This is a genomic window from Caballeronia fortuita, from assembly GCF_001544835.2.
GTDB lineage: Bacteria > Pseudomonadota > Gammaproteobacteria > Burkholderiales > Burkholderiaceae > Caballeronia > Caballeronia fortuita.
This window is the reverse complement of sequence record NZ_FCNX02000006.1, coordinates 117,579-141,082: the sequence shown is the minus strand read 5'-3', so window position 1 is coordinate 141,082 and position 23,504 is coordinate 117,579. Positions and strand designations below refer to the sequence as shown.

At 62.9% G+C, this 23,504-nt stretch carries 20 protein-coding genes, 1 pseudogene and 1 CRISPR repeat array; of the genes and pseudogenes, 18 read left to right on the top strand and 3 right to left on the bottom strand.

What is annotated here, in order from left to right; translation table 11 throughout:
• Position 1: 1 nt before the first annotated feature.
• From AWB77_RS13375 to AWB77_RS13350, 7 genes are all read left to right on the top strand, one after another.
• Complete coding sequence (locus AWB77_RS13375) at positions 2–685, top strand: MgtC/SapB family protein (protein WP_061134927.1); 684 nt, start codon at positions 2–4, stop codon at positions 683–685.
• A 122-nt stretch (positions 686–807) separates the two neighbouring features.
• Positions 808–1,743 (top strand): hypothetical protein, encoded by a 936-nt coding sequence (locus AWB77_RS13370; RefSeq protein WP_244158540.1) that lies wholly within the window; start codon positions 808–810, stop codon positions 1,741–1,743.
• Positions 1,744–1,995: 252 nt separating this feature from the next.
• Positions 1,996–2,148, top strand: coding sequence for a hypothetical protein (locus AWB77_RS36315; RefSeq protein WP_167354139.1), 153 nt, complete (start codon positions 1,996–1,998; stop codon positions 2,146–2,148).
• Positions 2,149–2,596: 448 nt separating this feature from the next.
• Positions 2,597–3,760, top strand: a complete 1,164-nt coding sequence (locus tag AWB77_RS13365; RefSeq protein WP_061134926.1) for a quaternary amine ABC transporter ATP-binding protein — start codon at positions 2,597–2,599, stop codon at positions 3,758–3,760.
• Positions 3,753–4,655 carry a choline ABC transporter permease subunit gene (gene choW / locus AWB77_RS13360; protein WP_061134925.1) on the top strand — a complete coding sequence of 301 codons (903 nt, stop codon included), beginning with the start codon at positions 3,753–3,755 and terminating at the stop codon, positions 4,653–4,655. Before AWB77_RS13365 ends, choW begins: the two co-directional genes overlap by 8 nt.
• 71 nt (positions 4,656–4,726) lie before the next feature.
• Positions 4,727–5,719: a GlxA family transcriptional regulator gene (locus AWB77_RS13355; protein ID WP_061134924.1), complete on the top strand. Its 993-nt coding sequence runs from the start codon at positions 4,727–4,729 to the stop codon at positions 5,717–5,719.
• A 95-nt stretch (positions 5,720–5,814) separates the two neighbouring features.
• The gene (locus tag AWB77_RS13350; RefSeq protein ID WP_061134923.1) at positions 5,815–6,759 is read left to right on the top strand and encodes a choline ABC transporter substrate-binding protein; all 945 of its coding nucleotides are present in this window, start codon (positions 5,815–5,817) and stop codon (positions 6,757–6,759) included.
• A 23-nt stretch (positions 6,760–6,782) separates the two neighbouring features.
• Here the strand turns inward: AWB77_RS13350 and AWB77_RS13345 are convergent, their stop codons facing one another.
• The 3 genes from AWB77_RS13345 to AWB77_RS13335 form a co-directional block, all read right to left on the bottom strand.
• Positions 6,783–7,547 carry a class II aldolase/adducin family protein gene (locus tag AWB77_RS13345; protein WP_061134922.1) on the bottom strand — a complete coding sequence of 255 codons (765 nt, stop codon included), beginning with the start codon at positions 7,545–7,547 and terminating at the stop codon, positions 6,783–6,785.
• Between the two features lie 49 nt (positions 7,548–7,596).
• A complete protein-coding gene (locus tag AWB77_RS13340) occupies positions 7,597–8,685 on the bottom strand; it encodes a GlxA family transcriptional regulator (protein WP_061134921.1) in 1,089 nt (362 codons plus the stop codon).
• A 137-nt stretch (positions 8,686–8,822) separates the two neighbouring features.
• Positions 8,823–9,137, bottom strand: a complete 315-nt coding sequence (locus AWB77_RS13335; RefSeq protein WP_061134920.1) for a hypothetical protein — start codon at positions 9,135–9,137, stop codon at positions 8,823–8,825.
• 348 nt (positions 9,138–9,485) lie between these two features.
• Here AWB77_RS13335 and AWB77_RS13330 point away from each other — a divergent pair, with 348 nt between their 5' ends.
• The 11 genes and pseudogenes from AWB77_RS13330 (at position 9,486) to casB (ending at position 23,461) form a co-directional block, all read left to right on the top strand.
• Entirely contained in the window at positions 9,486–10,880 is a 1,395-nt protein-coding gene (locus AWB77_RS13330; RefSeq protein WP_061134919.1) for an L-serine ammonia-lyase, read from the top strand.
• Positions 10,881–10,908: 28 nt separating this feature from the next.
• Positions 10,909–12,153, top strand: coding sequence for a sarcosine oxidase subunit beta family protein (locus AWB77_RS13325; RefSeq protein ID WP_061134918.1), 1,245 nt, complete (start codon positions 10,909–10,911; stop codon positions 12,151–12,153).
• Between the two features lie 21 nt (positions 12,154–12,174).
• On the top strand, positions 12,175–12,486 hold the full coding sequence (locus AWB77_RS13320; RefSeq protein ID WP_061134917.1) for a sarcosine oxidase subunit delta: 312 nt from the start codon (positions 12,175–12,177) through the stop codon (positions 12,484–12,486).
• Positions 12,483–15,485 carry a sarcosine oxidase subunit alpha family protein gene (locus AWB77_RS13315; RefSeq protein WP_061134916.1) on the top strand — a complete coding sequence of 1,001 codons (3,003 nt, stop codon included), beginning with the start codon at positions 12,483–12,485 and terminating at the stop codon, positions 15,483–15,485. The genes AWB77_RS13320 and AWB77_RS13315 overlap by 4 nt, the downstream gene beginning before the upstream one ends.
• Positions 15,475–16,128, top strand: a complete 654-nt coding sequence (locus AWB77_RS13310) for a sarcosine oxidase subunit gamma (RefSeq protein ID WP_061134915.1) — start codon at positions 15,475–15,477, stop codon at positions 16,126–16,128. Before AWB77_RS13315 ends, AWB77_RS13310 begins: the two co-directional genes overlap by 11 nt.
• Positions 16,125–16,568: a dihydroneopterin aldolase gene (locus AWB77_RS13305; protein WP_061134914.1), complete on the top strand. Its 444-nt coding sequence runs from the start codon at positions 16,125–16,127 to the stop codon at positions 16,566–16,568. The genes AWB77_RS13310 and AWB77_RS13305 overlap by 4 nt, the downstream gene beginning before the upstream one ends.
• Positions 16,565–16,828, top strand: a complete 264-nt coding sequence (locus AWB77_RS13300; RefSeq protein WP_061134913.1) for a hypothetical protein — start codon at positions 16,565–16,567, stop codon at positions 16,826–16,828. Before AWB77_RS13305 ends, AWB77_RS13300 begins: the two co-directional genes overlap by 4 nt.
• A 73-nt stretch (positions 16,829–16,901) precedes the next feature.
• Positions 16,902–18,329: a CRISPR direct-repeat array (repeat unit 28 nt; unit sequence GGCCTATCTCCGCGCACGCGGAGGAACC).
• 277 nt (positions 18,330–18,606) lie between these two features.
• Positions 18,607–19,230 (top strand): annotated as a pseudogene (locus AWB77_RS36835) (CRISPR-associated endonuclease Cas3''); the annotation flags it as partial.
• Between the two features lie 18 nt (positions 19,231–19,248).
• On the top strand, positions 19,249–21,252 hold the full coding sequence (gene cas3 / locus AWB77_RS13295; protein ID WP_244158547.1) for a CRISPR-associated helicase Cas3': 2,004 nt from the start codon (positions 19,249–19,251) through the stop codon (positions 21,250–21,252).
• 9 nt (positions 21,253–21,261) lie between these two features.
• Positions 21,262–22,866 carry a type I-E CRISPR-associated protein Cse1/CasA gene (gene casA / locus AWB77_RS13290; protein WP_061134911.1) on the top strand — a complete coding sequence of 535 codons (1,605 nt, stop codon included), beginning with the start codon at positions 21,262–21,264 and terminating at the stop codon, positions 22,864–22,866.
• On the top strand, positions 22,853–23,461 hold the full coding sequence (casB, locus tag AWB77_RS13285; protein ID WP_061134910.1) for a type I-E CRISPR-associated protein Cse2/CasB: 609 nt from the start codon (positions 22,853–22,855) through the stop codon (positions 23,459–23,461). The genes casA and casB overlap by 14 nt, the downstream gene beginning before the upstream one ends.
• Positions 23,462–23,504 lie beyond the last annotated feature (43 nt).

Genomic DNA, 23,504 nt, shown 5'->3' with positions numbered 1-23,504 from the left:
CATGCTGGCAAACATCGAAATCGTGTCGCGGCTCGTCATGGCCGCGGCGCTCGGCAGCGTGATCGGCTTCGAGCGCGAGCGGCTGTCGTGGGCGGCGGGGCTGCGCACGCACATGCTGGTGTGCGTCGGCTCGGCGCTCATCATGATCGTGTCGGCGTACGGTTTCGCCGATGCGCTGAAAAACGAACACGTCGTGCTCGATCCGTCGCGGGTCGCGGCGCAGGTCGTGTCGGGCATCGGCTTTCTCGGCGCGGGCTCGATCCTGCTGCGCGGCGAGATCGTGCGCGGACTGACGACGGCCGCGAGCCTGTGGTCGGTCGCGGCGATCGGGCTGGCGGTCGGCGGCGGGCTCTATACGGCATCGATCGCGGCGACGGCGATCATCCTCGTCATTCTGGCGGGCATCAAGCCGCTCGAACGCCGCTTTATCGCCGTGAAGCAGCGGCGTCAGCTGACGATGCTCGTCGAGCGCGGCGGCCTCAGTTTTCATGCGCTGCACGAGGCGCTCGGACCCGGCAGCGTGCGCGTAAAGCAATTCGTCGTGCAGCAAAGCGACGATTCGCCCGATCTGGACGAGGTTCGGGTGGAACTGTCGCGCGCGTCGGTGATGGAATATCGCGCGATCTGCGAACGCTTGCGGCAGCTCGACGTCGTGCGCGAGTTCCGCGAGGACGATGCCGCCTGAAATCGCCGTCGTTATGCTGGTTTGCGCGCGCCGCCATGCGACAATGCGGCCTCTCGAAAATAATCGCCGAAGCGCCGGTGTGCCTCGTGCGCCGGCCCTGTAAGCCGCCGCATTTCGAACCTATGCCAGATTCCGCAGTAAAGAGAGAACCCGCCGCAACTTCCCGCCGACGGCGCACCACGCAAGCGCATGATCCGCAGCCGGCGCCAGCCAGTGCCGACACCGAAAAGAAGCTCGCCCGCGCCGCACGCTCGGCGCAGCGTCTCGCGCAGTTGAGCGAGGGCGCGCGCAGCGGCGAAACGCTCGACCTGTTCGCGGAAGACGCCGAACGCGCGCAGTTGCAGGCGATGAACACCGACATCCGCCAAGGCACTTTCGAAGGTTTCGAGTTGCCGGACGTGTTTCTCGCGGCGGTGCAATCGAATGGCGAATCCGCCGTCGCGAAGCGCGCGACGCGTGAGAGCGCGGCATCGGCGGCGCCGGAGCAGGGCGTATTTCAGGATGAACTGCCGCACGTCGACGTGCCCCAGCCCGGCGAAAACGATCCGGCGGCCAAAACCTGCGCGCTCGCCGCAGTGGTGACGCGATCGGCGGGCATTAGTGCTTGCGCCACGCCCGGGAGCGCGGTGCAGCCGACATCGGCATCCGCGTCTGCATCGACCTTCGCGATGAACCGCAGCGAAGCCGCGCCCGAACTCGATCGCGTCCGCGCGACCGCCTTCGCCGACACCGTCGACGCGCTCTACGCGGTCATCTCGGAGCAGCGCACGTCGGCGGCGGCCCACGCGCGCCGCATGAAGACGATGCTGACGATCATCGTCTGCGTGATGCTGCTCACGGTGGCGACCGGCATCGCGCAAACGGCCGTGCTGCTGCGCATGAGCCGCGACAGCAAGCTGCAGCAGGATCGCACCGAGCAACTGATGCTCAATCAGCAGGCTACGCTTGCGTCGCTGTTCGACCCCGATTCCGCACCCGACGACAGCGTGGTCATGCAACCCGTCGTCTCCGCGTCGAAAAACGACGCGCATCATCGCGTCAGCGCTTCCGCGCGCTAAATCCGCTGTCACATTCCTGCGACACCCCGCGCTGCGGCGGCGTGTCGCATTTCCGCTCGTCTACAAGCGATAAGGCCGTCGCATCGGCGTTTGCGGCCCGTCCCCGTTTTAGATCGCGACGAACATCGGTAAGAATGTAGAAAAACTACCAAAATTCTTGGCAAGAAATGTTGCATTGCACTGGAAATAGATAAGGGGTAACCCTATAATTCTTGCTAAGGGAAAACCCTCTATCACTCACAGGAGTCAGTCATGAGCTACCTCTTCGCCCTGCTGCAAAAATTCGCTTCGATGTTCGAACCGGCTCACCTGCCGATGGACAAAGACTACTCGTATCAAGCACGTTTCCGTGAATCCGAGCGCCAGCGCAAGGCACGCGGCACGGCTTTCGGCATCCGTCTGTAATGCGTAGCTGACGGCGGCGCGGGAAACACAAGACCAGCAACACGCGACGGTACACACCGCACGACCCGCCCCGCCAGTTTCACCCGATTCTGTAGTTTTTCTAGCAATTTCTCACTGCTTCGGCTGCGTGCCGAACGCTTCTTTCTCCCGCGGATCTCGCGCGCAATTTCCTTTCGGTTCGCTGACGCGTTCATCGCAAGCATCCTGCATCGCAAAACGGCCTCGCGACTTGTATCTGCGCGACATGCGGAAAATCGCAAGATCGTTCACTTCCCTGCCCGCAAAGCCTTACTCAGCAAGGCTCCGGCGCGGGCTCGGCAATTTCATGCTTATTCCAGTGTCGTATTTCCACATGTGTTTGTCGCAAATAGTCGGCTGATGTGACTTTTTTCTGGCAACTATGTATGCACAGCGCGGACGCACGTCCGCCCACGCCAGGAGATATTCGATGAATTCCCCCAAGGTGGTAGTCGAAGGACTGTGCAAGGTTTTCGGCACCAGTCCCAAGCAAGCGCTCGACATGCTGGCCGGTGGCGCGACGAAGGAAGAAGTCTTCAAGCGTACCGGACAGATCGTCGGCGTCCACAACGTCTCCTTCGACGTCAAGGAAGGCGAGATTTTCGTGCTCATGGGCCTGTCAGGCTCGGGGAAATCCACGCTGATCCGGCTCATCAACCGTCTGGTCGAGCCGACCGCGGGCAAGGTGCTGATCGACGGCCGCGACGTGGCCGCTGTGCCGCGCTCCGAACTCACGTCATTGCGGCGCAAGGACATGAGCATGGTGTTCCAGTCGTTCGCGCTCATGCCGCAGCGCACTGTTCTTTCCAACGCCGCATTCGGCCTCGAGGTCGCGGGCGTCGGCAAGAAGGAGCGCGAAAAGCGTGCGATGACCGTGCTCGAGCAAGTCGGCCTCGCGCCGTTCGCACAGAAGCTGCCCGCGCAGCTATCGGGCGGCATGCAGCAGCGCGTGGGCCTTGCGCGCGCGCTCGCCGTGAATCCTTCGCTGATGATCATGGACGAGGCGTTCTCTGCGCTCGATCCGTTGAAGCGCAAGGAAATGCAGAACGTGCTGCTCGATCTGCAACGCGAGCAGCGCCGCACGATCCTGTTCGTGTCGCACGATCTCGAAGAAGCGATGCGTATCGGCACGCGCATCGCGATCATGGAAGGCGGCCGCGTAGTGCAGATCGGCACGCCGCAGGAAATCATCACCAATCCGGCCGACGACTACGTGGAAGCCTTCTTCGAAGGCATCGACACGAGCCGCTATCTGACGGCCGGCGACCTGATGCAGACCGATGCCGTGCCGGTCATCAAGCATTCGATGCAGATCGATGCATCGAGCGTCGCGCAGACGCTGAATGGCAGCGCCGACTATGCGTTCGTGCTCGACGGCGAGCGCCGCATCCGCGGCTTTGTCGGGCGCGAGAACGCCAATGTTCAGCATATCGAATGTATCGAACGCCACGTGGCGCTGGACGAGGTCGTGAACCGCGTCGTCGCCAGTCCCGCGCCGCTGCCCGTCGTCGATGCGGACGGCTCGTATTGCGGTTCGATCAACAAGACCAATGTCCTGAAGGTCCTTACGCACCATCGAGGTTCCCATGTCTGAAATCATTCCGCTTGGCAGTTGGGTGGACCACGGCGTCCACTATCTCCTCGATCACGACGCGAAGACCTTCGACAACATCGGCAAGGTGATCGAAACGTTCGCGGCGGCCGTCGAGCACGGCCTGCAGGCCATTCCGATGTGGCTGCTGATGGCGATCTTCGTCGGCGTCGGCTTGTGGCGGGTGGGCTGGCGCTTCGCGGTGTTCGTGCTCGCGTCGCTGCTGCTCATCTACGCGACGAACTTCTGGGATCAGATGGTCATCACGCTCGGCCTCACGCTGTCGTCGACGGTCATCAGTCTGCTGCTCGGCATTCCGCTCGGCATCTGGACGTCGAAGAGCAAGTACGTCGAAATGGCCGTGCGCCCGGTGCTCGACCTGATGCAGACGATGCCCGCCTTTGTCTACCTGATTCCGGCCGCAATGCTGTTCGGCCTCGGCCGCGTGCCCGGCATTCTGGCAACCGTCATCTTCGCGATGCCGCCGGCCGTGCGTCTCACCGCGCTCGGCATCAAGCAGGTGAATCGCGAGATCGTCGAAGCGGGCCAGGCGTTCGGCTGCACGCCGTTCCAGTTGCTCTACAAGGTGCAGATTCCGAACGCGCTGCCCTCGATCATGACCGGCGTGAACCAGACGATCATGATGGCGCTGTCGATGGTCATCATCGCGTCGATGGTCGGCGCGGGCGGTCTCGGCAACGATGTGCTCGCATCGATCCAGCGTCTGGATATAGGTCTCGGCTTCGAGAGCGGCTTGTCGGTGGTGTTGCTCGCGATCATTCTCGACCGCATCACGGAAAGCTTCGGACGTTCGCCGGGCATGGCGCGCGCGCCGCTCTTCGCGGGCCTGAAAAACGTGATGAAGGTGCGCCGCGAGCCTGCGACGCAGCAAAGCTGACGAAGCGAACGAAGCCAACGAAACGAACGAAAACGAACGAAAACGAACGACACTGACAGGGCACACGAGCGATGAAGCGCGACGCGATCGTCCCGGCGGTTACAGGTTCACCGTTGTCCAGTCTCGCGCACTTCGGCTTTCTCACGCTGCCGAACTTTTCGATGATCGCGTTCACGAGCGCGGTCGAGGTGCTGCGCATGGCCAATTATGTCGGCCGCGCGCAGCACTATCGATGGTCGATCATCACGCCGGACGGCGAGCCTGCGCGCGCGAGCAACGGCATTACCTTGAAGCCGACAGTCACGCTCGACGAAGCCGGCATGCCGGATGTGCTGATCGTGTGCGCGGGCTGGCACGTCGCCGAGTATGTCGACGACACGGTGATCGAACTGCTGCAGCGCGCGCATGAAGCGGGCATTCCGCTCGGCGGCATCTGCACCGGGCCGTATGCGCTGCTTGCCGCGAAGCTGCTCGATGGTTATCGATGCACGCTGCACTGGGAAGACATGTCGCCCGTCAACAAGCGCTTTCCGCACGTGCGCTTCGCCGACGAGCTCTTCGTGATCGATCGCGACCGCATGACGTGCACGGGCGGCACCGCGCCGCTCGACCTGATGCTCAACCTCGTCGGCATGCGGCTCGGGCAGGCGCACGCGGCGCAGGTGTCGGAGCAGTTCATCGTCGAGCGCATACGCGGATCGACGGACTATCAGCACATTCCGGTCGATGCGCGCGTCGGTTTCTCGCGCGCCGAACTCGTCGAAGTGGTGCGTCTGATGGAAGCGAACATCGAAGAGCCTTTGTCGCTCGAAGAACTCGCGCGTCTCGTGCATCTGTCGCAGCGGCATTTGCAGCGCATGTTCAAGATGTTCCTCAATGTCTCGCCGACGCATTATTACCTCACACTGCGATTGCGCCGCGCGCGCGAACTGCTGCGCAACACCGATGCGTCCATCGCGCGCGTGACGAGCGTATGCGGCTTTCATTCGCCGTGTCACTTCAGCAAGGCGTATCGCGCGCAGTTCGGACATGCGCCCAGCGTGGAACGCCGCTTGTCGGCCTGACGCATTTCGCCATGAATTCATCCGGTCCGTGCGGGCTTTCGCGAGCCTCGCGCGCGGATCGCTTCATACCTTCGAAAAAGACCTGGGAGAATCAAATGAAACGAGTGTGGATCGCGACGGCTTTACTATCTGGTTTGTCGGGCGCCTATGCAGTGAACGCCGCCGAACCTGCCGCGTGCAGGAACGTGCGTTTCGCGGATGTCGGCTGGACGGACATCGCCGCGACCACCGGACTGGCATCGACCGTTCTGCAGGGACTCGGCTATAACCCGACGAAGACGATCGCGTCCGTGCCGATCACATTCGCCGGCGTAAAGAGCAAGCAGATCGACGTGTTTCTCGGCTACTGGTCGCCGACGATGGACCCGATGATCGATTCGTTCAGGAAAGCGAATCAAGTGAAGGTGCTGGCCACGCCGAACCTGACGGGCGCGAAGTACACGCTCGCCGTTCCGGACTATGCGTATCAGGCAGGCATCAAGACTTTCGACGACATCGCGAAGAACTACGACAAGCTCGACGGCAAGATATACGGTATCGAGCCGGGCAACGACGGCAACGCGCTCATCAAGAAGATGATCGACAACAACGTGCACGGCCTCGGCAAGTTCAAGCTGGTGGAATCGAGCGAGGCGGGCATGCTCGTCGAAGTGAATCGCGCGATCCGCGAGAAGAAGCCCATCGTGTTTCTGGGCTGGGAGCCGCATCCGATGAACGTGCAGATGAAGATCGATTATCTCGCCGGCGGCGACGATGTATTCGGGCCGAACTATGGCGAAGCGAAAGTGCTGACCGTCACGCCGACCGATTACGACACGCGCTGTCCGAATGTCGCGAAACTCGTATCGAATCTGCAGTTCACGACGGACATCGAGAACCACGTCATGCTGCCGATCATGAACAAGACCGACGCGAACAAGGCCGCGCGCGAATGGCTGAAGGCGAATCCCGCCGTGCTCGACAAATGGCTCGCGGGCGTTAAGACGTTCGATGGAAAAGACGGGCTGCCGGCGGTGAAGGCTTACGTCGCCGGCAACTGAACACGAAGCGTGAATAAGGCGCGTCAGGTCCGATAATCGATCTTCGCGCCTTCGATCATCCGCAGCGCCGCTTGCCATTGCAGCGCCATGATTCCATCGGCCTCGTCGCGCCGATACTGTTCCGCCGTCAACTCGCACACCTTCTGCGACGGCAGATTCAGCTCCGCATTTCCCGCGAGCGCGCGAATCTGGATCTCGCACGCGCGCTCCAGAAAATACATCTCCTGAAACGCCTCGGGAATCGACTTTCCGCACGTCAGCAAGCCGTGATTCTTCAGGATCAGCGCGTTATGCGACCCGAGATCGTTGACGAGCCGATCGCGTTCGGCGAGGTCGAGTGCGATGCCTTCGTAATCGTGATACGCGAGATGCCCGTAATACTTCAGCGCGTGCTGGCTGATCGGCAACAAGCCCTGCTTTTGCGCCGATACCGCCGCGCCCGCCGCCGTATGCGTATGCACGACGCAGAACACATCGGGCCGCGCCATATGAACCGCGGAATGAATCGTGAAGCCCGCCGGATTCACGCGATACCGCTCGGGGTTGTCGCGCGCGTTCGAATCGACCGGCCGTCCTTCGTGATCGATCTTCACGAGATCGGACGCACGCATTTCGTCGAAGAGCACGCCGTACCGATTGATGAGAAAGTGATGCTCCGGTCCCGGCACGCGCGCGCTGATGTGCGTGAAGATCATGTCGGTCCAGCGGAAGTGCCCGATCACGCGATAAAGCGCCGCCAGATCGCAGCGCACTTTCCATTCTTCCTGCGAGTATCCGTGAGTCTCCATGCCGTTCCTCCTTGGTTTGATGAGCCGCGGAAAACGAGTACAGATGCTGCTAGATTGCCTGCGCGCGGCCCGGGAAAGTCTCGTCGTAGTCCATTGCCTGATGCGCGTCCTGCGCGTCCGGTGCGCCGCCCTGCTCGCGATACATCATCGGCGGCAGGCCGAACTGCTTGCGGAATTCGCGGCCCAGATGCGATGCGTCCGAGAAGCCGCAACTCGATGCGATATCCGCGACGGTCTTGTCCGAACTCGTCAGCAGCCACGCGGCCGTGCGCAGCCGCACTTGCTTCGCGTACGCCTGCGGCGCCTTGCCGGTTTCCGCCTTGAAGAGGCGCTCCAGTTGCCGCGTCGACAGATCGAGCTTGTGCGCGAGTTCATCGAGCGTGAGCGAACGGCCGACGTGCTGCTCCATCAACAGGATCGCACGTTTGACCTTCGGATGCGTCGCGGGCGCGAGTCCCGGCGGATGCGGCTGCGGCGCGTTGCCCTTTTGCATGTCGTCGACGAGCAGGATGCGTAGCGCCTTCTGCACCGTCGCCGTTTCGAAGTGACGCAAAAGAATGGCGGCGGCGACATCGATCGATGCGCGCCCGCCCGAGCACGTGATGCGTCTTCTGTCGATGACAAACAGCCGGTCCGCGACGAGCGATTGTTCGTCGGCGTGCGGAAATCGCTCGACGAAATCCCAGTAGTGGAACCAGCTCACGCAGACGCGATGCCCTTCGAGCACGCCCGCGCGCATCAGCGAGAACACGCCGGTGCACATGCCGACGAGCGTCGCGTTCGATGCGGCCGCGCGGCGGATGAACTGCAGCGTCGCATCGCTCGTGGCGGGACCGGAATGCAGCAGGCCGCCGACCACGACGACGTAATCGAACGGCTCGGCCTGATCGTAGGTTTCCCACGGCGTGATCTGGATGCCGCAACTCGCGCGCACCGGCGCGAGCGTCTCGCCGATCACGCTCCACGAGCAGCGCACCGGGCGGCTGAAATCGCCTTCGTCGGCGGAAAGGCGCAATAAATCGACGAAACCGGAGAACGCGGTCAGCGTGAAATTCGGCAGCAGGATGATGCCGAAGCGGATGCGCGATTTCGATTGACCGTCGACGGACGACGGCGGAAGAGGCTCTGCGGCATTCATGCGGGAAACATGCGGCTGGACGTTATCCAGCGAGCATATCACTCGGCCGCGCGCATCGGGCGTGCGTCAGAAATGGAAAGCGGCCGGCGTCGTGAGACACCGGCCGCTCGAATGGCGATTGAGCAAGACTGCGCGCGTCAGCCGCCGAGCACCGCGAAACCCCAGGCGAAGGCGCCGCCGATGAGCGCGCCGGTCGCGCGGCCGAGCACGCTTGCAATTGTGTAGTCGCCCCAGCGCTGCTCGATTTCGGCCTTCAACACCCCGAGGTAGCGCAGCACGGGATCGATCGAACAGAGCAGCATGAGCGCGCCCCAGACGGGCGCCTGGCGCGTGAGCACGCGATCGATGGCGAGAAGATCCACTGCCTGAAGCGTGCCGACGACGGCCACGCCGATGAGGAAAGCGAGAATCCAGGATTTGAAGAACTGGTCGGGGAGAGCGTGAGTTTCCATCGATGCAGACCGAAAGTAGCGGGATAAAAATCGGTGTTCCGAACGTGCGGCATGGACCACCCGAGAGCCTAGGGAATATACCGATGCCCGTCCGTCCGACGCCTCGGACCAGTCTCAAAAATCCGTGAATGTGCAACGAAGATGCGCAAAAACGCGCCGGCGGCGAAATGCTCTGTTACGCGCGTCGCCGCGTCGGAAATGCGCGCGTTTCGCGTGTCGTCGGCTGGCTCAGAACGGCGCTGACGCCGCGGTCCCATTTCGATGGCGTTTTTGTTCTATCGCGACTTTTCAGGCTTTGGTGCAATGAACGCCATACCGAGATACCTCGCCAACCCAAGGGACACGCCAATGAACGTCAGCGTCTTCGATCTGTTCAAGATCGGCATAGGACCGTCGAGCTCGCATACCGTGGGGCCGATGATCGCCGCATGCCGGTTCGCGTCGCACATCGAGGATGCCAATCTGCTCGCCTTCGTCACCCGCGTGCGCGCGGAGCTGTTCGGCTCGCTCGGTGCGACCGGCAAGGGCCACGGCACCGACAAGGCCGTGCTGCTCGGTCTCGAAGGCAAACTGCCCGATCTGATCGATCCGGACGTCATCGCGCCGCGCCTCGCGGAGATTCGCGCGACGAAGCGCCTGAAGCTGCTCGGCAAGCACGATGTCGTGTTCGAGGAGCGCGAGCATATCGGCTTCTACCGCAAGCTGATGCCGGGCGCGCCGGGATCGAGCATCGTGCATCCGAACGGCATGCGCTTTCAGGCGTTCGACGAGAACGGCCAGTTGCTCGTCGAGAAGGAGTATTACTCGGTTGGCGGCGGCTTCGTCGTGAATCGCGAAGGCGATCGCGTCAACGGACTGCGCGCGGGCAACACGGTGCCGCATCCGTTTCGCACCGGCGACGATCTCATGCGCATCTGTCAGGAGACAGGTCTGTCTATCGCCGACGTGACGATGCGGAACGAATGCGCGAATCGCAGCGAGGCGGAAGTGCGCGAAGGCCTGCTCGCGGTGTGGCGCGTGATGGCCGCGTGCGTCGAGCGCGGCTGCAAGGAGCGCGGCGAATTGCCCGGCCCGATGCATGTGAAGCGGCGCGCCGCCGATCTGTCGACATCGCTGCGTTCGCGTTCCGAAGAGTCGTTGCGCGATCCCTTGTCGATGCTCGACTGGGTCAATCTCTACGCGATGGCCGTCAACGAGGAAAACGCGGCGGGCGGCCGCGTCGTCACCGCGCCGACCAACGGCGCGGCCGGCGTGATTCCCGCCGTGCTGCACTACTACGTGAAGTTCATGCACGGCTCGAACGACGACGGCATCGTCCGCTTTCTTCTGACGGCCGCGGCCATCGGCATCATCTACAAGGAAACGGCGTCGATCTCGGGCGCGGAAGTGGGCTGCCAGGGCGAGGTGGGCGTTGCATGTTCGATGGCCGCCGCCGCGCTTGCAGCGGTGATGGGCGGCACGCCGGCGCAAGTCGAGAACGCGGCGGAAATCGGCATGGAACACAACCTCGGCATGACGTGCGACCCCGTCGGCGGCCTCGTGCAGATTCCGTGCATCGAGCGCAACGCGATGGGCGCGATCAAGGCCATCAACGCCGCGCGCATGGCGATGAAGGGCGACGGCAAGCATTACGTGTCGCTCGATTCGGTCATCAAGACGATGCGCGAAACCGGCGCCGACATGAAGACGAAATACAAGGAGACGTCGCGCGGTGGCCTCGCCGTGAACGTCATCGAATGCTGAATCACTGCTACGTCAGAAGGGAAACTCCATGAGCCGCTATTCCATCTTCAGCCTGCTGCGCAACGGCATGTCTTATCACGAGAACTGGGAGCGCCAGTGGCGAAGTCCCGAGCCGAAGCGCGAGTACGACGTGGTGATCGTCGGCGGCGGCGGACATGGTCTCGCGACCGCGTATTACCTTGCGAAGGAGCACGGCATCACGAACGTCGCGATTCTGGAGAAAGGATGGATCGGCGGCGGCAATACCGCGCGCAACACGACCATCGTGCGTTCGAACTATCTATGGGATGAATCGGCCGCGCTCTACGAGAAAGCGATGAAGCTGTGGGAAGGGCTTTCGCAAGACCTCAACTACAACGTGATGTTCTCGCAGCGTGGCGTGATGAACCTCGCGCATACGCTGCAGGACGTACGCGACACCGAGCGTCGCGTGAATGCGAACCGTCTCAATGGCGTCGACGCCGAGTTCCTCACGCCGCAGCAGATCAAGGAGATCGAGCCGACGATCAACCTCAATAGCCGCTATCCGGTGCTGGGCGCGTCGATTCAGCGTCGCGGGGGCGTCGCGCGCCACGATGCAGTGGCGTGGGGCTTCGCGCGCGGCGCGGATCGCGCGGGCGTCGACATCATCCAGAACTGCCAGGTCGTGGGCATTCGCCGCGAGGGCAGCCAGGTGACGGGCGTCGATACGACGAAGGGTTTCATCAAGGCGAAGAAGGTCGCGGTCGTGGCGGCAGGCAACACGACGACGCTCGCCGATATGGCCGGCGTGCGCCTGCCGCTCGAAAGCCATCCGTTGCAGGCGCTCGTATCGGAGCCGATCAAGCCGGTCGTGAACACGGTCGTGATGTCGAACGCGGTGCACGCGTACATCAGCCAGTCCGACAAGGGCGATCTCGTGATCGGCGCGGGCGTCGATCAATACACGGGCTTCGGCCAGCGCGGCAGCTTCCACATCATCGAAGGCACGCTGGAGGCGATCGTCGAGATGTTCCCGGTGTTCTCGCGCGTGCGGATGAATCGCCAGTGGGGCGGCATCGTCGATGTCTCGCCGGATGCGTGCCCGATCATCTCCAAGACCGACGTGAAGGGCCTCTACTTCAACTGCGGCTGGGGCACGGGCGGCTTCAAGGCCACGCCGGGTTCGGGCTGGGCATACGCGCATACCATCGCGAAGGACGAGCCGCATCCGCTGAATGCGCCTTTCTCGCTGGATCGTTTCTATACCGGTCATCTGATCGACGAACACGGCGCTGCCGCCGTGGCCCACTAACCGCATCGAGGAAAAAGAAACATGTTGCTGATCGAATGCCCCTGGTGCGGGCCGCGCGCCGAAACCGAATTCTCCTGCGGCGGCGAAGCGGATATCGCACGTCCGCTCGACACCGACAAGCTCACCGACCGCGAATGGGGCGACTACCTTTTCATGCGCAGAAATCCGCGCGGCGTGCATCGCGAGCAATGGATTCATGCGCAAGGCTGCCGCCGCTGGTTCAAGGTGCAGCGCGACACGGTCTCTTATGAAATTCAAGGCTACGAGACGTTCGACCGTCCGCTGGCTGTGATGAACGCGGATGCTGCAAACAACGGAGGCACGTCGAAATGAGCCAGAAAGACCGCATGAACGCGGGCGGACGCATCAACCGCGCAATCCCCGTGACCTTCACGTTCAACGGCAAGACGTATCAGGGCTTCGAAGGCGATACGCTCGCGTCCGCGCTGCTCGCGAACGGCGAACGCTTCGTCGCGCGTAGCTGGAAGTATCACCGTCCGCGCGGCATCATCACGGCGGGCGTCGAAGAGCCGAATGCAGTCGTGCAGCTCGAAACCGGCGCGTACACCGTGCCGAATGCGCGCGCGACGGAAGTGGAGCTGTATCAGGGACTCGTCGCGCAGAGCGTGAACGCGAAGCCGAACATCGAGAACGATCGCATGGCGGTCAATCAGAAGATCGCGCGCTTCATTCCCGCGGGCTTCTACTACAAGACATTCATGTGGCCGCGCAAGTTCTGGCCGAAGTACGAAGAAGTGATTCGCGATGCAGCGGGTCTCGGCGAAGCACCGAAGCAACTCGATGCCGATCGCTATGACAAGTGCTTCGCGCATTGCGACGTGCTCGTGGTCGGCGGCGGACCGTCGGGTCTCGCGGCGGCGCATGCGGCGGCTTTGTCGGGCGCGCGCGTGATTCTCGTCGACGATCAGCGCGAACTCGGCGGATCGCTGCTGTCGTGCCGCGCGGAAATCGACGGCAAGCCCGCGCTGCAATGGGTGCAGAAGATCGAAGGCGAACTGCGCAAGATGCCCGACGTGAAGATCCTTTCGCGCAGCACGGCGTTCGGTTATCAGGATCACAACCTCGTCACGATCACGCAGCGGCTGACCGAACATCTGCCGGTGTCGCGCCGCAGCGGCACGCGCGAACTCATGTGGAAAGTGCGCGCGAAACGCGTCGTGCTCGCGACCGGCGCGCACGAACGTCCGATCGTCTTCGGCAACAACGATCTGCCGGGCATCATGCTGGCGTCGGCGGTGTCGACATACATGCATCGCTATGCGGTGCTGCCGGGCCGCAACGCGGTCGTCTTCACGAACAACGACGACGCGTATCAATGCGCGCTCGATCTGAAGGCGGCCGGCGCCGACGTGACGGTCGTCGATCCGCGTCCGGCCGAATCGAAGGGCACGTTGCCCGCGGCCGCGCGACGCTACGGCGTGCGCGTCATCAACAACGCGGTCATCACGGCTGCGCGCGGCAAGCTGCGGGTCGCATCGGTGGAAGTCGCTTCGTACGCGCAGGGCAAGGTCGGGCAGAAGCAGGCGGACCTGCCGTGCGATCTCGTCGCGATGTCGGGCGGCTGGAGCCCGGTGCTGCACCTCTTCGCGCAATCGGGCGGCAAGGCGCACTGGCACGAAGAGAAAGCGTGCTTCGTGCCGGGCAAGGCGATGCAGGCGGAGAGCAGCGTCGGCGCATGCGCGGGCGAGTTCACGCTGGCGCGCGGGATTCGTTCCGGCGTCGAAGCGGGCGCGGACGCGGCGCGTGCGGCGGGTCATATCGTCGCGAAGCCGCAGGCGGTGAAGATCGCCGAGATCGTCGAAGCGCCGATGCTGCCGCTGTGGATCGTCGGCGACAAGGAGATGTCGACGCGCGGTCCCAAGCAGTTCGTCGACTTCCAGAACGATGTATCGGCGGCGGACATCTATCTCGCGGCGCGCGAAGGTTTCGAATCCGTCGAGCATGTGAAGCGTTATACGGCGATGGGCTTCGGCACCGATCAGGGCAAGCTCGGCAATATCAACGGCATGGCGATTCTCGCGCAGGCGCTCGGCAAGACGATTCCCGAGACCGGCACGACGACGTTCCGCCCGAACTACACGCCGGTCACGTTCGGCACCTTCGCGGGCCGTGAGCTAGGCGAGTTTCTCGATCCGGTGCGCAAGACCGCGATCCACGAATGGCACGTCGAAAACGGCGCGATGTTCGAGGACGTCGGCAACTGGAAGCGTCCGTGGTACTACCCGAAGGCGGGCGAGGACATGCACGCGGCGGTCGCGCGCGAGTCGCTCGCGGTGCGTCAGAGCGTCGGCATTCTCGATGCATCGACGCTCGGCAAGATCGACATTCAAGGCCCGGATTCCGCGAAGCTCCTGAACTGGATGTACACGAATCCGTGGAGCAAGCTCGAAGTCGGCAAGTGCCGGTATGGCCTGATGCTCGACGAGAACGGCATGATCTTCGACGACGGCGTGACCGTGCGCCTCGGCGAACAGCACTACATGATGACGACGACGACCGGCGGCGCGGCGCGCGTACTCACGTGGCTCGAACGCTGGCTGCAAACAGAATGGCCCGACATGCGCGTGCGTCTCGCGTCCGTCACGGATCACTGGGCGACGTTCGCGGTCGTCGGCCCGAACAGCCGCAAGGTGCTGCAGAAGGTGTGTCAGGACATCGACTTCGCGAACGCGGCGTTTCCGTTCATGAGCTATCGCGACGGCACGGTGGCGGGCGCATCGGCGCGCGTGATGCGCATCAGCTTTTCGGGCGAGCTCGCGTATGAAGTGAACGTGCCGGCGAATGTCGGACGCGCGGTGTGGGAAGCGTTGATGGTGGCGGGCGCGGAGTTCGACATCACACCGTACGGCACGGAAACGATGCACGTGCTGCGCGCGGAGAAGGGCTACATCATCGTCGGCCAGGATACGGACGGTTCGATGACGCCGTACGACCTCGGCATGGGCGGGCTCGTCGCGAAGTCGAAGGACTTCATCGGCAAACGCTCGCTTACGCGTTCGGATACTGCAAAACAAGGGCGAAAGCAGTTCGTCGGCCTTCTTACCGACGATCCTTCGTTCGTGCTGCCCGAAGGCGCGCAGATCGTTGCCGGTCCGTTTCAGGGCGATACGGCGCCGATGCTCGGACACGTCACATCAAGCTATTACAGCCCTATTCTGAAGCGCTCGATTGCGCTGGCCGTCGTGAAGGGCGGTCTCGAGAAGATCGGCGAATCGGTCATGATTCCGCTCGCCAATGGCAAGCGCGTCAACGCGAAAATCACCAGTTCGGTGTTCTACGACAGCGAAGGAGCACGTCAGCATGTTGAATGAGATCAAAGGTTCCTCGACGGTCGTCGATCGCGCAATCAGCGGACAGGGTGTGTGGCAGGAGTCTCCGCTCGTCGGCGCCGATGCGTTGATGAAGGCGCATCAAAGTGGTTCGCCCAAGGCGTTTCGTCTGAGCGAGCGGCCGTTCCTCGAACTCGTGAACGTGCGCGGCGATACACGCGATCCGGCCTTTGCGCGCGCGGTGCAGAGCGTGATCGGCTGCGCGCCGCCGGAGAAGGCGAACACCATCGCGCGCGGCAACGGATACACGATGCTGTGGCTCGGCCCTGACGAATGGCTCGTGCATTCGGATACGGCACACGATGCATCGCGTCCCGCGCCGCTCGAAGCGAAACTGCGCGATGCGTTCGTCGGCCAGTTCTCGGCGGCGGTGGATATTGGCAGCGGTTATACGGTGCTCGAAATCGATGGCCCGAAGACGCGCGAGGTGCTTTCGCGCGGCTGTCCGCTCGATCTGCATCCGAAGGTCTTCGGCGTCGGCCAGTGCGCGCAGAGCCACTATTTCAAGGCAACGATTACGCTCGTGCCGCTGGGCGGCGATCGTTTCGAGATCATCGTGCGCCGCAGCTTCGCGGACTACTTCGTGAAGATCATGCTCGACGCCGCCGCGCCGCTTCTCTCATGAAGCCGTTCGAACCGCTCGCGGCGAGTGGCGAGGGCTGGCGCGTGATCGTCGACGAGTTGATCGTGAAGACGCGTGTCGGCCTGTATGAGCATGAGCACGAGGCGCCGCAGCCGGTGTGCATCGACGCGAGCCTGCGTTATCGCAGCACGCCGCATGAATCGCTCGATGGCTTGATCGATTACGAGGCGTGGTGCAATCGCGTGAGCGTGTTTCTCGAAACGAAGGGACATACGCGTTTGCTGGAGACGCTGGCGGTGGAGATCGCGGCGTTATCGTTCGATGAATGGCCGGCGTTGGACGCGCTTACGTTGACATTGCACAAGCCCAAAATTCGTGAAGGTACGAAGCGGCTCGGGCTTGAACTCGACTGGCGTCGCGCGGATTTCGATGCATGGCGTTTGCGGGTCGATGCGCGAGACGCGGTTGTGGTCGCGAGATGAACGCATCGCGCGATGCGGCAGCGCAGCTTTCCGAGCGTGCATGCAAGAAGCACGATGCCGACGCGGCGCTTAAGTTGCTGGATCGGAGTATCGCGTTGAAGCACCGGCGTATTGCGCTGATTCGGTATCTGCATGCGCAGCATCTGGATGCGCCGCTGGAGGCGCGGCATCATGAGTATGTGAAGGCGGTGGCGGCGCGGTTGAGTGTGGAGGCGGTGACGCGGGTGGTGGAGGCGGCGAGGGAGAGGTTTGGGGGGTGAGAGTTGCGCTGGGGCCGTATCGCCGCGATGGTGGAGGCTTTGGTACCTAGTACCCGATGCGTCGAGCGGTCCTCGGCTGACTCCGCGCAGGCGGAGGAACCACCACGCCGCAACACTCGCGCGGGGCTTCGGCGTGTTTATCTCCGCGCACGCGGAGGAATCACGCGCCAGCACCGGCCGTTCTACGGCAGTCCAGGCCTATCTCCGCGTACGCGGGGGAACCTGATTCGACAGATAAGCGACGATCCGAGTCGCGGGCCTATCTCCGCGCACGCGGAGGAACCATGCGCTTCGTCGACTTCGAACCCTTCACGCAAGGCCTATCTCCGCGCACGCGGAGGAACCTGATACCAAGTATTGTCAGGCTGTGCGCCATAGGGCCTATCTCCGCGCACGCGGAGGAACCCGAGCGGCTCGAGCGGCTGATTTATCCGAAGCGGGCCTATCTCCGCGCACGCGGAGGAACCACCGAGAGTCATCGATGGAAGAAGTACCTGTACGGCCTATCTCCGCGCACGCGGAGGATCCCAGACACGACTCAGGTCGTTCGAGGGTGACTGGGGCCTATCTCCGCGCACGCGGAGGAACCCGTGTGAGGATTGACTTTGATTCATTGAACCACGGCCTATCTCCGCGCACGCGGAGGAACCGCTGGCGCGAGGATCATGTGCGCGAGAACGCGGGGCCTATCTCCGCGCACGCGGAGGAACCAACACGTCGAGTTCCCAATCGCCGATGGGGGGCCTATCTCCGCGCACGCGGAGGAACCGCGGGCGTGATCGGTCCGCCCGGATCGCGCGGGGGCCTATCTCCGCGCACGCGGAGGAACCGTCGGCATCGACGGTGGAGGCCTTGACGACTTGGGCCTATCTCCGCGCACGCGGAGGAACCGTTTGTCTCCGCGATCGCCGCCATCATCGTCGGGGCCTATCTCCGCGCACGCGGAGGAACCGCCGTAGAACAGGCTTCGGCGCTGCTGAAGCAAGGCCTATCTCCGCGCACGCGGAGGAACCTGAAAAGCTCCAAGCCCGAGACTCGGCCGGGCGGGCCTATCTCCGCGCACGCGGAGGAACCTATATCAGACGCTTGACCAGAAGGAGTGCCGCGGGCCTATCTCCGCGCACGCGGAGGAACCCGCGTAAATCACACGTTGCTGCGAACGGAAAGGGGCCTATCTCCGCGCAAGCGGAGGAACCGCATCGGTCTGCCGCACTTCGACGAAGACACGAGGCCTATCTCCGCGCACGCGGAGGAACCTAACGGGGCGTCGTCAATCGGTTTAAGGAACAGGGCCTATCTCCGCGCACGCGGAGGAACCTCAAGCCGCGGTTGGTGATGACCGTCGCCTGCGGGCCTATCTCCGCGCACGCGGAGGAACCATCGCGAGCAGGCGCTCGAAGTCCGCGCGGTCGGGCCTATCTCCGCGCACGCGGAGGAACCGGAAAGGTCATGAAGGTCATGGCCGCCGTGCAGGGCCTATCTCCGCGCACGCGGAGGAACCTCTACCCGTTATACCAATGATTTTAAAGAACAAACGACCGATTAGATATCCAGAATAAGCCGCTTCGCGGAGAGTATCCCTAGCGGCTCGCTGGCTGTCAAACATGGCACTCTGTTGACCGTCATTCGACAAGCGATCCATGCCGTCCCCGCACGCAAGAACTCAGCAAAATCGTATAGAGCAGCGTCATCTCATAGCGTAAAAAGTAGGAATCCAAATAAAGTGTCAGGCGTGCAAAACCCCTGCTTGAAGTCAATCACCCGCGACTCATCGCCGTATGAGCAACGAAGCAAACAGAACCGATACATTCATCGCATGGGGCAAGCGGCTGCGTGATGGCGACGAGCACTCGCCCTTCCACCCGCTGTGTGACCACATGCTGGACGTAGCCGCCTGTTTCATGGCGATCGCGCAGTGCGGACGCATCGGCGACGCCCTGGCTTCCACTGCTGGCCGCGCATTGAGCAAGCAGGATGTCGAGCGGCTTGCCGCGCTTGCCTTTCTGCATGACTTCGGCAAAGCCAACAGCGGGTTTCAGGCGAAGCGCTGGAAAGTCTCCGCGCCGCCCGGATGGCCGCAAAAAGCTGGACACGGTGCCGAAGCGCTTTACGCATTTAGCTGCGGAGAATCGCTGCTTTCGGGACTGCCCGTCGGGGCGATGTCGAACTGGGGTGGTGGCGTCAACGAATTGCTGCTTGCGAGCTTGGGCCACCACGGCCGACCGGTGCCGGAGCCAAGAAGCGTCGACCCGATAATCTGGCGTCCCGTCCGTGACGCCGCGAATCGCGAAGTCTATAACCCTGCAGTCACGCTGAAGCAAATCGGCGATGCCTTGCGCCAGCATTTCCCACTCGCGTTCGTTTCGGGCGGGGAACCACTGCCGTCCGCGCCGGCGTTCGTTCACCTGTTTGCAGGCCTCGTGCAACTTGCCGACTGGCTCGGCTCGGACGTGTGCTTCTTCGAGTACAGCAAGCCGGGTTCCGCGCGAACGCTGGAAGACGCGCTCGTCCGGGCGTCGAAAGCTGTGAGTGCCATCGGACTGGATACGTCGGGACTGCGCACGCAATTGATTCGCGATGGATTCTCTTTCAAGTCGGCATTTGGAATAGACATGCCGCATCCGGCTCAAAGCGCACTTGGCGAGGACGGACTCGGCCCGCTTCTCATCCTCGAATCGGAAACGGGCAGCGGCAAGACGGAAGCGGCGTTGTGGCGCTTCGCAAAACTCTTCGAGGCGGGCAAGGTGGATTCGCTGTACTTCGCGCTGCCTACGCGCGTGGCGGCGACGCAGGTTTATGAGCGTGTCCGCGAGTTCGTCGCGCGTCTCTGGCCAACGAAAGCGCCGGTCGTCGTGCGCGCCTTGCCCGGCTATGAAAGCGCGGACGGTAACGAGAAAACCGCATTGCCCAACTTTCGGGTCCTGTGGTCCGATCACCCTGATGATGCGAAAGCCCACCAGAGATGGGCCGCCGAGTCGTCGAAGCGGTTCCTCGCGGCAACGATCGCCGTCGGCACCATCGATCAGGCCTTGCTCGCCGCCTTGAAAGTGCGACATGCACATTTGCGTCATGCAGCGCTTTGCCGGTCGCTGCTGATCGTCGACGAGGTCCACGCGTCCGACACCTATATGTCGCAAGTGCTTGAGCAGCTCTTGACGGCGCATCTCGCTACGGGCGGCCATGCACTGCTCCTTTCGGCGACGCTTGGGTCGAGCCAGCGCGCGCGGTTTCAGAACATTGCAAGCGGCGGCGAAGTCATCGCGGCTCCAGGCATCGAAGCGGCAGTGCAATCGCCTTACCCTGCGCTCACGGGCGCAAGCGTTCGAAAATTGCCCGACTCGGGCCGATCCAAGACGGTTCACTGGCAAACCCTCAACGCCATCGATGATCCCGTAGCCATCGCCCGCCTCGCTTTCGACGCGGCGAAACAGGGCGCGCGCGTGCTGATTGTCCGCAATACCGTCCCGGCTGCGATCGCCACCCAGAAGGAGGTCGAAGCATTGGTGAACGGTTCCGGCGATCGCGCATGGCTATTCGATCTCGACGGCGTCCCAACGTTGCATCACAGCCGCTTCAGCCGTCAGGACCGCCCGCGTCTTGATGCGCGCGTCGAGACGCGGATCGGCAAGAATCGCAAAGGTACGCACGCTTGCATCGTCGTCGGCACACTGACGCTCGAGCAAAGTCTCGACATCGACGCGGACTTGCTCATCACGGATATCTGTCCGATGGATGTGCTGCTGCAGCGCATCGGGCGTCTGCATCGGCACAAGCGCGAAGGGCAAGATCGCAGGCCGGACGGTTTCGAGGAGGCACGCGCATGGGTGCTGATACCCGCGGACGGTTCCTTCGAACGCTGTCTCGACGCGCCGCGCAACGGTCTTGGGCGATTCAGCAAGGGCGGTGGTGTCTATCCCGACTTGCGCATGATCGAAGCGACGCGACGTCTGATCGGTGAACAGCCGAGCCGCGAGATTCCGCTCGAAAATCGAAGGCTGGTTGAACGCGCGACACATCCCGATTGCCTGCGCGCAATACAACGTGAACTCGGCGCACGGTGGGAAAAGCTGGCGCAACAACTCGAGGGCGGCAACAGCGCAGAGCGGACCATCGCGCGGATGCAATCGCTCCCGTATGACACGCAATTCAGCGAGCTCGATTTCCCTGACAACGAAGAGCGCATTGCCACGCGACTCGGCGCGGCGGATCGTCTCGTCGAATTCGACCCGCCCGAACCCGGGCCTTTCGGCAGCGATGTGCATCAGATCGCGATCCGATTCCACATGCTGCCGGGCGGGCTCGACGCGGACGCGAAGCCGTCTTCCATCGTGCGTTGTGATGGCGGGTTCGAATTCGCGTTGGGCGCGGCGAGGTATTCATATAGCCGATTCGGGATCGAAAGAATCGGCACACGCGCGAGCTAGGGCGCTTTCATGAACGTTCAATTCAGCTTGCTTGAAGATGCGCTGATCCGCTTCCGGAACAGCCAGCGACAAGAGCGGCGCGTGACGCTGCCGGAACTGCTCGTCGCGTTTAATCATGACGGGGTTTGCGATTTCCCGGCGCTTCGTCCGCATCAGCGGCATCCATGGCACGCGTTTCTCGTGCAGCTCGCTGCCATCGCGCTTCATGCCGCCGGGCGCAAGTCGCCGTTCGAGACTGCCGATGATTGGCGCGCGGCACTTCTGGCGTTATCGCCCGATGATCGCGAAGGCGCCGCGTTCTCGCTCGTCGCACCGGACGATCGGCCCGCGTTCTTGCAAGCACCGTGCGAACGTGAGGCGTCGCGTGCCTGGAAGAAGATCATCGCGACGCCCGATGCGCTCGACATGCTGGTGACGTCGCGCAATCACGATCTCAAGGCTGAGCGCATGGTCCATGCGCAGGCTGAGGACTGGATTTACGCACTCGTCAGCTTGCAGACGCAAGAAGGTTTTCTTGGCGCGGGCAACTATGGCATTTCGCGCATGAACGGCGGTTTCGCCAGCCGTCCGGGATTTGGTGTCGTGCCGGCCGGCCGCTGGGGCAAGCGCTGGGCGCGCGACGTGCAGCTTCTGCTCCGAGACCGAAAGGGGATATCCAAAAGAAACGGACTGAAGGAAACGGGCGGCGTTGCACTCGTTTGGCTTCAGCCGTGGGATGGCAACAGCAGCCTCTCGTTCAATGAACTCGATCCTTTCTATATCGAAGTATGCCGGCGCGTGCGATTGCAAGTTAGGGGAGAGACGCTCAGCGCAATCGCTACCGGAAGCAAGGTCGTACGTATCGCCGCGAAGGAACGTTGCGGCATGACGGGTGACGCGTGGACCCCGATCAACCTTGCGGAGGGCAAGGCGCTATCCATCACGTCGCGAGGCTTCGATTACAAGCTCACCAATGAACTCGCGTTTCGATCGGGCGCGTATGAGGCGTCGATCGCGCGCGAGATATTGGAGGAAGACGGAAAAGAAGGCCTGTTCATTCTCGCTCAAGGCATCGCGCGCGGGAAAGGAAAGACCGAGGGGTATCACGAAAGGCGCATTCCCATTCGGAAGACGATGCGCGGTTTGATGCTGCGGCAACAGACCGACAAGATCGCGGAAGCAGCGGACAGACGCATCGAGGCAATCGGCTATGTGCGCAAGACGCTTTGGAGCGCGGTATGCGCGCTCCTGGGCAACGGCGATCAGAACGTAAGCGACGACACCAAGAGCAAGGCCAGCGGATTCGCGCGGGTTTTCGAGCAGGGCGAAGACCGGCGCTTCTTCGACGACCTCGCCGACGAGATCGAAGCCGACGACGGCGACGCCGAGCACGACCAATGGCTGCGTGCGCTTGTCGACCGGGCGGCGGCGGTACTGGAGCAAGCGTTCGTCATGGGACCGCGCAGTGCCGAGCGTGTGTATCGCGCGCGCGGTGCGGCGCTTTCGCGTTTCCACGGCGGCGTGCGCGCCGAGAAGGCGCATCACCGGATTGCACGCGTGCTGAAAGAGCGCGATGAAGCGCGCAAGGCCGCGAGACACGAATCGTTCGAAGAGGCTGTGGATGGCTCAAGTTGAAAGCATCGCGCGTGACACATCGCGCGTCTCCGATTTCCAGGCACAAACGCTCGCGCGTTTCATCGATGCCGCAAAGCTAGGCGAGGGCGCGCTGAAGGCCGATTATGTGGCGCTCAAACGCCTCGATCCCGACGCCGAGGCGCTGACCGTGCAACAGATCGCGGCCCTCACGCGGGCGTTGCATCGCGCGAAGGTGGATTGCGAGCAATTGAGCGTCGAGCGCTGGAAACGATGGGCCGTGATCGTGAACGGCATCGCGCTGACGGGGCATTCCGCGCCGAAGAAGAACGCGGAGAAGGAGAACGCGCCGAAGGAGCAAGCGCGATTCGGGCACCAGCTACGGCGCGCGGACGTGTCCGATGCGCGCGTGACGCGGCTCTTCAACGCGCGCGGCGACGCGTTCTTCCCGCTCCTGCAGCGCGTTCTGCGCCTTATGGAAAGTAGAAAGGTCGCGCCGAACTGGGCGGAGCTAGGCACGTTCGTCCTCAACGAGGGCGCGGAACATCCGATGGGCAAGCGGCGGGCAGAACGGCTGCGTATCCGGTTCGTTCAGGACCATGCGAGCGCCGCACCCGAGGGCTCGAAAAAGCCGTGACGGCCAACGCAGATCGCGCCCACTCAATCAGCAACAGAAGGAC